Raw genomic sequence first — 13,737 nt, forward strand, 5'->3', positions numbered from 1 at the left:
AGGAAAGTTTTCCCATTTCCGTCATTACCTTATGGGGGTGATTGTTTTCTGAGTCAAAGAGTTGTCTTTCCGAATATTTGATTAAACCAAATGAGGAGGTAATTTTTTGAAAAAAAGAAAAAGAATCGCTTTAAACAAGTTCCTCTATATTATGTTGACAGCATTTTTAATTCTACCGCTGATGTTACCAGGCATGGGATCTGCTGAAAGCAAGAGCTCCCCTCATACATCAGTTAAGAAGGCTTCACTTGAGACAGCAAAAAATAAAATAAACAGCTCATTGATGAAACAATTCGATAAAGAGGATAAAGTAACATACTTAATCAAGTTTAAAGAACAAGCTGATACAGCCGAAGCAGCCAAGAAGGCTGAAAAAGAGGCAAAATCACAAAAGCTAACTGCCTCCAAGTCAAAGTACATGAAACGATCTGCAGTCCTATCCTCACTACGATCCACAGCTATAGAAACTCAAGGTCATGTCACGGATTTCCTTCAAAAGCAGGAAAAAACCGGCAAGGCGAAAAATGTTCAATCCTTCTACATTGTCAATGCCATGGCTGTTACATCTTCAAAGGATGTAATGGAACAAATTGCGACATTCCCTGAAGTAGAAAAAATTCTTCCAAACGAGACAAGACAGCTTCATAAGCCAATAAAAGAAGCGGAGAAAGCTCTCCAGACGCAAGCAGAAACAAACTCTGTAGAGTGGAATATTGACCGTGTTGGCGCTCCTGCCGTCTGGGAAATGGGTATCGACGGTTCGGGTACTGTCGTTGCTTCCATTGATACAGGCGTTCAGTGGAACCATCCGGCATTAAAAGAAAAATACCGCGGCTATAATGCAGCAGAACCGGATTCTCCATCTCATGAATACAACTGGTTCGATGCTACTGCCGGGCAAACAGCTCCCTATGATGATCAAGGACACGGAACCCATGTAACTGGTACTATGGTTGGTTCGGAACCAAACGGCGCCAATCAGGTTGGAGTCGCTCCCGGTGCAAAATGGATTGCAGTAAAAGCATTCACTGCATCCGGTGGAACTGACGTAGACCTGCTGGAAGCTGGCGAATGGATTTTAGCTCCGAAAGATGCTGAAGGGAATCCTCATCCGGAAAAGGCGCCAGACGTTGTCAACAACTCATGGGGCGGCGGACCCGGGCTTGATGAATGGTATCGCCCTATGGTGCAGGCATGGCGTGCAGCTGAAATTTTCCCTGAGTTTTCTGCGGGCAACACAACATTATTTAATCCGGGAGGACCGGGATCTGTTGCAACACCAGCTAACTACCCAGAATCATTCGCAACTGGTGCGACTGATATTAACAATGGTTTAGCAAGCTTCTCACTGCAGGGACCATCTCCATACGAAGAAATTAAGCCTGATGTATCTGCACCTGGAGTCAACATTCGTTCCTCTGTCCCTGGCAGCGGATATGAAGGGGGCTGGAACGGAACATCCATGGCAGGCCCGCACGTTTCTGCGGTTGCTGCATTGCTGCGCCAAGTTGATTCAAGTCTGACTGTTGAAGAGATGGAGGAAATTTTATTAACTACCTCTACTCCGTTAACAAATGGTACTTATCCTGAGACTCCAAACAACGGCTTTGGATATGGCTTAGTCAATGCTTTTGATGCTGTTTCTTCCGTCCTGACTGGCCTTGGTAAAATTAAAGGGCAGGTAGCTAAAGAGGGAGACGACACTGAAGCTCCTGAAGTCAATCATGAAGCACCTCAGGAAACATATGCAGGAATGGATCTTGTACTGGATTTATCTGCAACAGATAATGTAAGCGTCACAAGAGTGGATCTTGAATACTTAAAAGCTGACGGCAGCTGGGGAACAGTTGAGGCCGAACGAACAGCTGGAGACTATAAAGATGGCACATACCAGGCAATTATTCCTGGTTCAGATATTGCTGAGCCTTCGGTGACATATAAGTGGAAAGTAATTGATTTCGGCGGAAATCTAACCGAAACAGATTCATATGAAGTAGCTGTTAGACCGGGCATCAGCATCGGCTACTCTCAGGATTTTGAATCGCAGCCTGTAGGGTGGACTTCATATGGTCCTGAAAACAGCTGGGAATGGGGTGTGCCTGCTTCCGGTCCTGGAAATGCAGCTTCAGGCGAGAAAGTATATGCAACAAACCTTGCCGGAACTTATGCGAACAGAGCCAATATGAACCTGCAAATGCCGCCGATTGACTTGCCGGAGGGCAATGCCTATCTTCAATTCAAACAATGGCATGAGCTTGAGAACCGTTATGATTATGGCCATGTCTTTGTTTCAACAGATATGGAGAACTGGGAACAGGTTCTTAGAGTCAATGGCACTACAGCAGAATGGATTGATGGAGAAGTGGATTTAAGTGCTTATGCAGGACAAAGAATCTATGTAGCCTTCAATGTCACTACAGATGGTTCTGTGTTAAAGCAAGGATGGTACCTGGATGATGTCCAGTTATCTGACGCATCGATCGAACCAGCCGGCAAAGCTCAGCTGGGCGTTGAGAAGGAAGAAGCTTCAGCTGAACTAAAGAAAGAAGCAGTGAACCCTGACAAAATTGCTCCTAAAAAGAACGCTCCTGCAAAGGATGAAGCTAATCAGCAGCAGCCTGCCCCTTCCGTTTTACCTTTAAATGCAGAAGTAAGCGTACTGGAATCAGGCAGATCTGTGTTTACCACCCCGCAGGATGGATCATATGATTTCGTTCACGCTTCAGGGGAATTCACTGTTCAGGCAGAAGCTTACGGATTCCGTTCACAGACTCAAAGCGTTAATATTCCTCAAGACGGTGAAGTTACTGCAAACTTTATTTTAGAAGAAATTCCAAAGGGAACAGTAACCGGTGTAGTTACGAATGAAGTCACTGGCGAACCTGTAGCGGGTGCCACTCTTCTGCTAATAGAAGATGCTGCCGTTCAGCCTGTCACCACAAATGAAAACGGAGAATATACGGTTACAGCCTTTGAAGGCACATATACATTAAAAACGATGGCTCCTTCCTTCTATAGCAAAGAGCAAAGTATTACAATTGAGGGCGAATCTTCAGAGGAACTTAACATTGTCCTAAAGCCATTTATTGGGTATCCAGGTGAAATTGGCTATGACGACGGAACAGCTGAAAATGCACGAGCATTCTATGATGCCGGCAATGGCTGGGCTGTTAAAATGTCCCTGGCTTCGGGCCATGATCGTGCGATGGTAACCGGCGGATTATTCCGTTTCTGGGATACATCCTGGCCAAATCCAGGCGGTACTGATTTCAAGGTGGAAGTCTATGATGCAAGCGGTCCAGATGGCACACCTGGCAAAAAGCTCGCAGGTCCATTTGACGCCGCTGCGTTAAGAAACGGAGAATGGACACATGTTGACCTAAGTGAGGAAGGCATCCTGGTAAACGGGGACTTCTACATGGTGTATATCCAATCAGCACCAAATCCAAACGAGCCAGGACTAGGAACAGATGAAGACGGCGACAATGCAGGACGCAGCTGGCAAATGGTTGGCGGAGCATGGTCACCTTCACCTGAGGATGAAGGTAACTATATGATTCGAGCAACCGTGAACTATGAAGTAACTGCACCTGTGATCACCTCTCCTGCTGACGGAACGTTCACAAACCAGGACACCGCTACTATTGAAGGTACCTCCGCTCCAACAACAACTGTCAATATATTCAATAACGGAGAGGGAATCTCTTCAGCAGAAACAACAGATGAAGGGACATTCTCAGCGGAAATTTCACTAGCTGAAGGAGAAAATATCCTTACTGCCAAAGCATCGACTGAAGCTGGTTCAACGGATGCTTCCGAGCCTTTAAAAGTAATATTTGATCAGACTAAACCGGAATTGGCCATTACAAGTCCTGCTGATGAAACAAAAACAAACAAAGAAACAGTGACAGTTGAAGGAAATGTTTCGGATGAAAACCTTGACTGGGTTAAAGTAAATGGCCAAACTGCACAGGTTGCAGACGGCAAATATTCTCTCCGCATCCTATTGGATGAAGGTGAAAATGTCATCACCGTTACAGCAAAGGATAAAGCGGAAAATACTGAGGAAAAAACAGTCACCATTGATGCTAAATACACTGCCCCAGAGATTGGAAATCTTCTGCCTTCAGAAGACAAAGAAATTAAGAAGGGTGAATCTGTAAAAATTGAATTTGACAGCGAACCAGGATTAACGGCTGTCTTTGCCATCAGAATGCCGTTAACCAATGCACAGCTGACTAACGCTATCGATCTTCCAATGAAGGAAGAATCTCCTGGCCATTATGTCGGCTACTACACAGCCACATCGAATGTAAAGGCGCCTGGAGCAGAAATTGAAGTGAAAGCAACGGATGATTACGGCAATGAAACAAGAAAGACTGCTGACGGAAAGCTTTGGATTAACGAGAAAAAGAAGAAGAATAAAGGCAATTAAAAAAAAGGCTGGCCCAGCTTCATTTGGGCCTGCCTTTTCGAATTATAAATCTGTCAGCTCTTTCTTTTCCTTCAGTAATTCTTTAAATTTTTGATCAAGCTCCAAATATTTAGGTTCTCCTGGAGAAAGCAGGCTCAGCTCTCCCAGTATTGCGGTAATCCGATTTTCAATAACCATCATTTCTTCTTTCCTGTTATCTCCATTTTCAAGGAGGGTGGCCTTCTTTGATTTTGTACCAAATTCCCTAAGCCCCATTTCATACCTTGCGATTCTATTATTTTCAAAGACAAGCATTTTGCTGCTTAACTTCTCCATAAAATATCGATCATGCGAAATGATAATAAGTGTACCTGTAAAATCCTTCAGCGTCTTTTCAAACTGCTCCCTGCTTGGCAAATCCAAATGATTCGTCGGTTCATCCAAGATGAGGACATCATACTCTCTTAAAAGCATATCTGTGAGCTTGATTCTTATGCGTTCCCCCATGCTCAGGTTCTCAATGGGCTGGTTGATCTTCGCTTCTTTCAATCCCAAATTTGCTAAAAGAGTCCTTGCCCTGAATATGGTTTCACGGTCTGTAAGATTAAGGGCTTCAACCGCATTCTTTGCCAAAGGAAGATCACTTACATCCTGGCTTAAGTAGGCAATCTTTATAGTGTCACTTCTCCAAAGCTCTCCCTCAGATACCGGAATTTCATTCAGGAGCATTCGGATAAAAGTAGTTTTACCTGCCCCATTTCCTCCTAGAATACCGATTTTTTCACCATGTTTTATATAAAAGTGGCTATCCTTGAAAAGGACTCTGTCTCCGAATCTTTTCGATAAGTTTTTCGCTTCAATAATCCTCTTTCCTCTTTTCCCAGAGGAGTCAAATTGAAAATGTACTTTTGCCTCTCCTTCTGGTTTGTCGATTTTGTTCTTTTCAAGCTCCTGCTCAAGTCTCTTCATTTTGGATTTAATCTGCTGGTCCATTCTCTTTGCCTTTACACGGTTATATTCCTTAAAGCCAATTTGCCTATTTTCCGAGGGGCTTCCGCCTTTCGTTGATTCCCGGTGGGCTTTCTCAGACCATTTTTTCAAGTTGGCCATTTGGTTTTCAATTCGCTCAATATCCCGCTGCTGCGTGTTGTATTGATGAAGCTGATCTTCATAATTCTTCTCTTTTTGTTCTCGATATGAAGTGTAATTTCCGTCGTAAATAGAAAGAGTGCCATTCTGCAGTTCAAAGATTTGCTGTGCTGTCTCATCAAGAAAATAGCGGTCATGTGATATCAGCAGAACAGGCCCGCTGAAGGCGTGGATTTGGTTTATAAGCCATTCAATCCCCTTTATATCCAAATGGTTGGTCGGTTCATCCAAAATCAGCATATCTGGCTTGGAAGTCCAAATCTTTGCTAAAGACAGTTTCAGCCTTTCACCGCCGCTCAATGATTTAAGCCTTTCCTGCCCCCACTCCTGGATTTTCGACAAACCCAGCTTGCTCGCCTGATAAAGCATGTCTTTATCCAGAATCGTTTCAAATTCCTGAAACTCACCGACCGAATAGTCTGCTGATTGATGAAGGTAACCGATTCTGAATGGTTCTTTCATCCGCTCGATTGACCCTTTATCCGCCTCGATGCTTCCGAATAAGATATTGGCCAAAGTGGTTTTTCCAGTTCCATTCAAACCAACAAGGCCGATACGATCCCGCTGAAAGATATCAAATTTCAGATTGGAAAACACTGTTTTATCAGCATACAATTTTTCTATTCCTCTCGCCTTAAGAACAGGCAAATGCAAATTTCTATTGTGCTTATCCGTGTTTAAACGCTTATTTTCACCCATAAAAAAACCTCCCCGATACCCGGAGAGGATTGTGCACCCATCTTTAGAATGGTGCAAACATAAAAAAACGCGCCTAAACAAACATTAATCCGCCAATAACCATAAAGATTATCCTTTATACCGATAAAAGGGGTGATTAAAAAAGGGCACACTAATCCTATGTTCTCCGGGTTAAGCTTTTTAAAATTTAAAAAGATACCAGAAAAAATAAGATTAGAACTTCATGCCCCTGAATCATCCCTTTCAAACTATTTGATTGTAGTATAAATTTAAGTGGCTATTTTTGTCAATAGGCTTTTTACAAGGTTGTGAACATGTGTGGCCGTTCAGCTTCCAGGGTTGATTAGTCAATACGGATATGCTTGTTAGTCAGTTCTTTAAGCATATTTAAGACAGTTGCACGCTCTTCCTGATTAAATCCGCTAACCCACTCTGACACTAGTTTATACTCCTTTTGATGCATATCACGCTGCAGTCCGCCCTCTAATATGGAATAAATCTCTCGCATCGTATTTTCTCGATCCTGCGTTTTAAACTCAGCCATGTCAGCCAACCTCCCATTTAGAATTAGATGTTATTCATTTCCCCAATTTGAGTGGTTGGAAACACAGATGGGAGGCTGGTTAGAAATTTAAGAGCTGGAATGATACCTGATCGGGAACTCGCGGTTCTACCCATTTTGTGCGCGGGTCCATGCTTTCAAGCTCGGTTTTTCCTCCTATACGCGCAAGCTGAACCTTTATGCAGCCCTCACTCCCCAGCCCCAAAATATGTATCCCTAAATAAAAGAAAAGCAGGCAGACCCTGCTTTTCTTTTACTCTATTACCACTTAAAGCAAGCAGCGCCTACGATAATAAGCAGGATAAATAGAACAACGATTAATGCAAAGCCGCAGCCATATCCAGCTCCACCTACAGGGTAGCCGCATCCGCCGTATCCATAGCCGTACATAAACTCCCCTCCTTTACCAGGAAAATCTGTCTCTGATATTTTTTAATATCCGTATCCACCGTAACCCCAAGAAGCACCGATGATAATGAGCAAAATAAACAATACAACTAGAAGGGCGAAACCTCCGCCGTATCCGCATCCGTCTGACATAGTCAATTACCTCCTTTGTTTGATTCAATATATCCTATTCAATTCACCCAATTTGTGCGATAGACGAATACACAGTTTTTACCCGGCAAAAAGAAGCCTCTCCAGGAGAGGCTTCTTTTTGTCCTTGATATAACAGCTTTTTTAATCTACTCTTTAAGAAAAAATAGGCATATTCATTATTTTTCATCTGTTTTTTTTGCTTTAGTTGCTACGTGATTACTAACTGTTAATTCTTCTGTCAGCTGGTCAAGACTTTGGCGGACGTTCCCTTTGCCTGAAAAGTTCTGCAGAAGTTCCTTAACATCTATTCCAGATGAAGCTTTCAGGCTTTCCTGCATGGTGGACATCAGATTGGTAGCATAGCCGGTCACCTTGTTGGCACCGCCATTTTTTCCGTCACTGCCCGTATCGACGACCGTAATTTTATCAATATTAGTTAATGGGCTCGCAAGCTGTTTCGCATATTCTGGAAGCATTTTGATGACCATATCCATAATCGCTGCCTGCCCATACTGTTCAAATGCTTCGGCAATTTTCCGTTTGGCTTCTGCCTCTGCAAGACCTTTGAGACGGATGATTTCTGCTTCTGTTTCACCTTGTGCACGCTCGGAATCCGCCTTCGCTAAACCATCTGCCCTTACACGTTCAGCTTCAGCTCTGGCCTGCGATTCGATTCGATACTGGTTGGCATCGGCTTCTGCAATTTGTTTCTTCTTTTCTGCCTCAGCTGCCTGTTCAACTGCGTATCGATCCGCGTCAGCCTTTTTCTTTACTTCGGAATCATACTGTCGTTCTCTTCTTAAAATTTCTTTTTCTTCAAGCTCGATTTGTTTTTGGCGCTCAATGATACGGATTTGCATTTCATGCTCAGTTACTTCCTGCTTGGCACGGGCAGTTTCCAGATCATACGCTTGATCGGCACGAGCCTTGGCGATGTCCTGGTCCCTTCTATAGTCAGCCATTTTCATTTGATTTTCTTTCTCTGCTTCTGCTATTTCCGTTGCTCTTTCAAGCTCGGCTTTTTTTGCATCTTTATCCGCTTCAGCCCGCTTAATCCGGGTTTCCTTTTCAGCTTCTGCAGTTGCAATATCGGCATCCCGTTTAACCTGGGCAATTCTTGGCCTTCCAAGTGAATCCAGATAGCCATTTTTATCACGGACATCCTTAATCGTAAAAGAAACAATAATCAGACCCATCTTGGCCAAATCCTGTGAAGCAACCCTCTGGACCTCCTGGGAAAATTTATCGCGGTTCTTGTATATTTCTTCTACGGTCATAGAACCAAGAATTGATCTTAAATGGCCTTCGAGAACTTCCTTCGCTTCATTCTCGCGGTCTTCTTTTGACTTGCCGAGGAATTGTTCTGCGGCGGTGGCAATTTCTCCGATGCTTCCGCCTATTTTAATAATCGCTGTTCCGTCAGCCATAACTGGAACTCCCTGCTCGGTATATACCTCCGGAGTTGTTACCTCCAGTTTGCTTGATAGCAGACTTAACGGCTCTGCCTGCTGGAATACAGGCAGGACAAAGGCTCCTCCTCCCCTGATTATTTTTATTTTGTTACCCGATTCATCAATATGGACATTTTTGCTGCCCAAGTAGCTGCCTGTTACAATTAAAGCTTCATCCGGTCCAGCTGTCCGGTACTTTGTGATGAATACACCCAATAATGCTATCAAAAAAAACGCGGCAATGCCGACAATGATCCCCACCATTATCATTTTGTTTCCTCCTATCTATAATTGTTCATGTTCCATAACTTGTATGACCCCATTGTTCACATCGACAATCAGTACTTTTTTTCCTTCTGCAATAAAAGTATTTTCATAGCTTTCAGCCGGTTTCGATATTCTTCCGCTAATATTCTCAATCATAACTTCGCCGAAACCGTTTTCTGGTATGGGAATTAAAACAGAACCTACCCTTCCCCTTAATGATTCCTCCGTATAGACAAGAGATTCCTCAGCTGAAGACAAAGGAACCAGGACAAAAACATTAAGCAGTGTGTCCAAAATCAAAGCAATCGCGATTCCTATCATAATGATAACCAGGCTACTAAGGGAAGTCAGCATTTCCAAAATATAACCTGCAGCTGAAGTAAACGTGATAAAGGCAAGGATCAGCACCGGATTTAGAAAGCTCGTTGCCTCGCCAATCCCCTCGGCCATATCGCCAAAAAAGATATACAAAATAATTAAAATTCCTGAAAAAATAAGTGTGTAGAGATAAATGGTTTGAATAGGCCATCCGATTAATTCCATAGGCAAGCATCCTTATCCATATGTTTTATTGGCGGCAAACCGCATTCTTTCCTGCATCGCTTTAAAGATGTTAAACGCCATCCCCCTTTTCCTGTTAATTCTATTACTGGGATAATTTATATACGTGTGATGACTTTAAAATGTTTCATTTTTCTGGAATATCTATGCATATATAATAGCTTCTAGTAAGAACTCCAAATTTGTGTTTTATATAGCTTGTCTATCTTTTAGCCCATTTTTGTCATTTTCTTTTCCCCTCCTGCATAACTTATTCAGGGATAAAAAAACCAATTTTATAGGATTAAATGCTGAGAATTGGTGGAATAGAGATATATATTTAATTAGCGGAGGGATAGGGAATATGACAAGATCTGATCTTCACATAGAAAAGCCAAGAAGTAATTTTTTGATGGTGTCAATTATCCTATTGGGCAGTTTATTCACACTCTTTACAGCACTTTATTTTTATTCCCAAAGCCTTATAACCATTGAAGCGCCAAAGAAGGACCTTGGACAGAAAATCGTCATTCAGCTTCCTTCTGGAAAAAGCGTCTTTACATATGAAAATCTGATTGTAAAAGAAGAAGGAAAGCTTTTTTACAAAGGGGAAAGAAATACACTGGACCTGACTGGTGGTATTATTGTTTATGAGGAATGGGAATAACGAACTTAAAATAAAAGCTCTGCCTAAAAAAAGAGGCAGAGCTTTTTTAGCAATTTAGTAGTAATACCCTCCATATGGATAATATGGATATGGTGGATAGTAATATGGATATGGCGGGTAGTAAAATGGACTTGCCAAGGCACCAAGGGCTAGCCCTCCCAGCAATCCTCCAACGAACGGTCCTCCAAATCCAAAGCCAAATGGCCTGCCAAATCCGAAACCTGGCCTTCCAAACCCGAACGGCCTGATTCTTTGATCTGTATGCATAAACTCTGGTGGCATATGATTCATTCTTTTATCCTCCTCAAGTGGAATTATGATAAAAACACCCACTAAATCATATGCAATTTTCCAGAATGGGAATGGGTTATTGCCCGATAGAGTAAAAAAAAGAGGAGGAAAGCTCCCTTCTTCCTTTTTAAATTATTAGATGTGAACTCCTAAAGCAAGCTGTGCGTACCGGGACATTCTTTCTTTCGTCCATGGCGGACTCCAGACAATATCCACATCAACTGTGTTGATTTCTTCTATATTCTCCAGGATACTTGCTTTCACGCCTGCCATGATTTGCCCTGCCAGCGGACAGCCCATAGAAGTCATCGTCATAACAATTTGCGCATTGTCTTCTTCAATTTTCACTTCATAAATTAAGCCGAGGTTTACAATATCTATTCCAAGTTCAGGGTCGATAACCTCTTCTAATGCTTCGAAAACCTTATCTTTAAGCAGAGAGCTCATAATCTGATACCTCCATTTGGATTATTAATGAGATTTATTCTCATTATAAAAACTCAAGAGGCATTTTGAAGTGAGGAGCATCACACTCAGGAGAAAATCTGCATTTTTCACTATCTTAAAGAGCGTTTTTGCGAAATGAATATTTTGTGTGATCCACCTTGACGTGTGGCAGATTTGTATGTGCACACGAGTTTTGAGCTTTGATTTGCGGATTTTATTTTACATATAGCTTAAATTTATTAACCAATTTTTTATGTATAGCTCTGATTGATTTAAAGACAGGATTTTCAGCTATGACAGATTTATGAGGGCTTCAAAGCTCCTGCCAAAGAAAAAAACCGGCTATCCTATGAGATGAGGGTCAGCCGGCTAAATACTAAGGTTTTATTTTACCTTCGGGAAGCCAAATCCTGATGCATAGTCATCACCTGCTGCAGCACCGCTTCCGCCTTTTATATCGTTTAACTTTGCACGGTTTTGGAGTTCAGTGCGAAGCTGAGTGTTGCTCATATTAGTATTGGATGCCCAGATTTTTGCAGCAAGCCCGGAAACGTGTGGAGTAGCCATAGAAGTTCCGCTGATCGTATTATAGGATCCGTTATACCAGGTTGATTCGATGGCACGTCCTGGAGCAGAGACTTCCACATCCCGTTCCTGGATGACATAGTCGCCATCTGTAAGAGGGTTGCCCCGTGAAGAGAAATCCGCCACCCGGTATGTACCGTTTACCTGAACATCTTCGAGCGCGGCTACTGCAATCGCATTTGTCAGTGCCCCCGGATAGCCAATTGTATTGCTGCCAGGACCACTGTTTCCTGCTGCGGCTACGACCAGGACACCTTTGCCGTAAGCATAGTCAACGGCGCTTGCAATCATGGAATCTTTACTGCTGGATCCCAGCGACATTGATATGATTACCTTCGAACCTGTCCGTTCTGCTTCGTCAGCAGCATGCCTGATAGCACCGGCAATATCATCCGAATAGCCTGATCCGCGGTCATTCAATACCTTATAAGCCCAAAGGTCTGCATCCGGTGCAACGCCATAAACACCCTGGCCATTCGCTCCGCCATGTGCGAGCACCGTACCCGCCACATGTGTTCCATGGCCATTCTTATCATTGCAGGAGCCGTTTACAAGCGGGTTCTTTCTTTGTGTGAAATCCTTGCATTGCTCGTCGCTTCCCGCCAAATCGGCATGCCCGGTATATACACCTGTATCAAGGACTGCCACTTTTATGCCATTTCCGCCGGAAGTGGCCTGGATGCTGCTGTCATTATAAATCGCTTCAATTCCCCACGGTGTTTCATCAGATGGAGCTGCTTCAGTCCCAGTTCCTGGTTTGGCATCGATTGTATGTTCCGGAACAAGCTGGATTTTTAGATTTTTATTTTTTAGCAATGCTTGATATTGCTTGCTGTTCACATTGGTTGTAAAGCCTGTTTCGCCAAAGTCCCACCTGGCTTCATATTGGGTTTTCAGTTTGTTTTTTTCAGCGGAAGGGCCCTGAATCCAAACACGGTAATCCTCCTTTGCCTCCGGGGACTGACCAAATGCACCGGCTGAAAACATAGATAATCCCATTGTCATACTAAGCAAGGCTGCTCCCAAAACTCTTTTTTTCTTCATTCCTTCTCTCCTCTCAATTTGTAAGATTTCCGTCTCACGTGCTGTATGTTAAGTATATTTAAAATATTCAGAAAACATCAATAAGCCATTCTATTTATTTCATATCAATAGAACTACGCCCAAATAACTACCTGCTTAAAAAGTATCAGGCCAAAGGATTCAATTACACGAAGAATCTATTTTAGAGAGACGAATATTTGACAAGTTGTTTTCGTATCCTTTAAGATGAGCAAAAAATTGCGAGGAGAAATGACTGTGAAGGTAATGAAAAATGCTTTTTTTACAGCTTTGGCAACAGTTATCTCATTTTTCGGCATAAAAAAAATTGCCAGCTCTACTCATAAAATTAAAAAAATTGGTCATCGGGGTGCAGCCGGGTATTGTCCTGAAAATACTTTCCCTTCATATGACCGTGCACTTGAAATGGGTGCGGACTATCTTGAAATAGATGTCCAATTGAGCAAGGATGGAAAACTTGTCGTAATTCATGATACGCTGGTAGACCGTACAACCGACCATAAAGGGAAGGTCTCAGATTATACCTTTGATGAGCTGAGGAAGATGGATGCAGGAAGCTGGTTTTCTCAAAAATACCGCGGTGCTTCCATTCCCTCGTTTGAAGAGGTTTTGGATGCATATGCCGATCAGGTAGGGTTATTAATTGAATTGAAAAAGCCATCAATATACCCGGGAATTGAGGAACTTATAGCAAAGGAACTAAAGAAACGCAGCCTTCATCTCAAAGGAGGAGATCATATTATCGTTCAATCATTTGAAACCCAGTCCATGGAAAAATTTCATGAGCTGCTCCCTGAAGTGCCGGTCGGCATCCTGATTAATTATCCGCCCGACAAAATTGGAATTAAAAAGTTAGCGAAATTTGCGAGTTATGTAAATCCAAAGTGGACTGTGGTAAATAAGCGTGTGATCAATCTCATCCATTCAAATGGCATGAAGGCAGTATCCTGGACTGTCAGATCGAAAAGAGAAGCTGAGAAATTAAAGCATTATCCTTTGGATGGAATTGTTGCTGACTATTTGGATCTTATTGAATAAAACAAAGGAGCAGACCTAAAGGCCT

12 protein-coding genes are annotated in these 13,737 nt (G+C 42.7%); 3 read left to right on the forward strand and 9 right to left on the reverse strand.

Annotated features, from left to right (window positions below; all coding sequences use genetic code 11):
* Positions 1 to 151 precede the first annotated feature (151 nt).
* Positions 152 to 4,435 carry a S8 family serine peptidase gene (locus AC3ZVC_RS22660; RefSeq protein WP_490068990.1) on the forward strand — a complete coding sequence of 1,428 codons (4,284 nt, stop codon included), beginning with the start codon at positions 152 to 154 and terminating at the stop codon, positions 4,433 to 4,435.
* Positions 4,436 to 4,477: 42 nt separating this feature from the next.
* On the opposite strand, the gene abc-f is transcribed toward AC3ZVC_RS22660, so the two are convergent.
* The 6 genes from abc-f to AC3ZVC_RS22690 all read right to left on the reverse strand — a co-directional run bounded on the left by abc-f (position 4,478) and on the right by AC3ZVC_RS22690 (position 9,625).
* Positions 4,478 to 6,262: a ribosomal protection-like ABC-F family protein gene (gene abc-f, locus AC3ZVC_RS22665; RefSeq protein WP_490065343.1), complete on the reverse strand. Its 1,785-nt coding sequence runs from the start codon at positions 6,260 to 6,262 to the stop codon at positions 4,478 to 4,480.
* Between the two features lie 343 nt (positions 6,263 to 6,605).
* Complete coding sequence (locus AC3ZVC_RS22670; protein WP_490065344.1) at positions 6,606 to 6,806, reverse strand: hypothetical protein; 201 nt, start codon at positions 6,804 to 6,806, stop codon at positions 6,606 to 6,608.
* A 279-nt stretch (positions 6,807 to 7,085) separates the two neighbouring features.
* Positions 7,086 to 7,214 (reverse strand): YjcZ family sporulation protein, encoded by a 129-nt coding sequence (locus tag AC3ZVC_RS22675; RefSeq protein ID WP_082341262.1) that lies wholly within the window; start codon positions 7,212 to 7,214, stop codon positions 7,086 to 7,088.
* Between the two features lie 42 nt (positions 7,215 to 7,256).
* Positions 7,257 to 7,364 (reverse strand): YjcZ family sporulation protein, encoded by a 108-nt coding sequence (locus tag AC3ZVC_RS22680; RefSeq protein WP_110067459.1) that lies wholly within the window; start codon positions 7,362 to 7,364, stop codon positions 7,257 to 7,259.
* 176 nt (positions 7,365 to 7,540) lie between these two features.
* The gene (gene floT / locus AC3ZVC_RS22685; protein WP_490065345.1) at positions 7,541 to 9,085 is read right to left on the reverse strand and encodes a flotillin lipid rafts scaffold protein FloT; all 1,545 of its coding nucleotides are present in this window, start codon (positions 9,083 to 9,085) and stop codon (positions 7,541 to 7,543) included.
* A 15-nt stretch (positions 9,086 to 9,100) separates the two neighbouring features.
* Complete coding sequence (locus AC3ZVC_RS22690) at positions 9,101 to 9,625, reverse strand: NfeD family membrane protein (RefSeq protein ID WP_490065346.1); 525 nt, start codon at positions 9,623 to 9,625, stop codon at positions 9,101 to 9,103.
* Between the two features lie 361 nt (positions 9,626 to 9,986).
* Between AC3ZVC_RS22690 and AC3ZVC_RS22695 the strand changes: the two genes are divergently transcribed.
* Positions 9,987 to 10,289, forward strand: a complete 303-nt coding sequence (locus tag AC3ZVC_RS22695; protein WP_490065347.1) for a hypothetical protein — start codon at positions 9,987 to 9,989, stop codon at positions 10,287 to 10,289.
* 54 nt (positions 10,290 to 10,343) lie between these two features.
* Here AC3ZVC_RS22695 and AC3ZVC_RS22700 read toward each other — a convergent pair whose 3' ends face one another.
* From AC3ZVC_RS22700 to AC3ZVC_RS22710, 3 genes are all read right to left on the reverse strand, one after another.
* Positions 10,344 to 10,580 carry a hypothetical protein gene (locus AC3ZVC_RS22700; protein WP_490065348.1) on the reverse strand — a complete coding sequence of 79 codons (237 nt, stop codon included), beginning with the start codon at positions 10,578 to 10,580 and terminating at the stop codon, positions 10,344 to 10,346.
* A 135-nt stretch (positions 10,581 to 10,715) separates the two neighbouring features.
* A complete protein-coding gene (locus tag AC3ZVC_RS22705) occupies positions 10,716 to 11,030 on the reverse strand; it encodes a metal-sulfur cluster assembly factor (RefSeq protein WP_490068991.1) in 315 nt (104 codons plus the stop codon).
* Between the two features lie 381 nt (positions 11,031 to 11,411).
* Positions 11,412 to 12,656 carry a S8 family peptidase gene (locus AC3ZVC_RS22710; RefSeq protein WP_490065349.1) on the reverse strand — a complete coding sequence of 415 codons (1,245 nt, stop codon included), beginning with the start codon at positions 12,654 to 12,656 and terminating at the stop codon, positions 11,412 to 11,414.
* A gap of 249 nt (positions 12,657 to 12,905) precedes the next feature.
* Here AC3ZVC_RS22710 and AC3ZVC_RS22715 point away from each other — a divergent pair, with 249 nt between their 5' ends.
* On the forward strand, positions 12,906 to 13,712 hold the full coding sequence (locus tag AC3ZVC_RS22715; RefSeq protein ID WP_490065350.1) for a glycerophosphodiester phosphodiesterase: 807 nt from the start codon (positions 12,906 to 12,908) through the stop codon (positions 13,710 to 13,712).
* The last annotated feature ends 25 nt before the right edge of the window (positions 13,713 to 13,737 follow it).

It is taken from the genome of Cytobacillus sp. C11.1 (genome assembly GCF_058145115.1).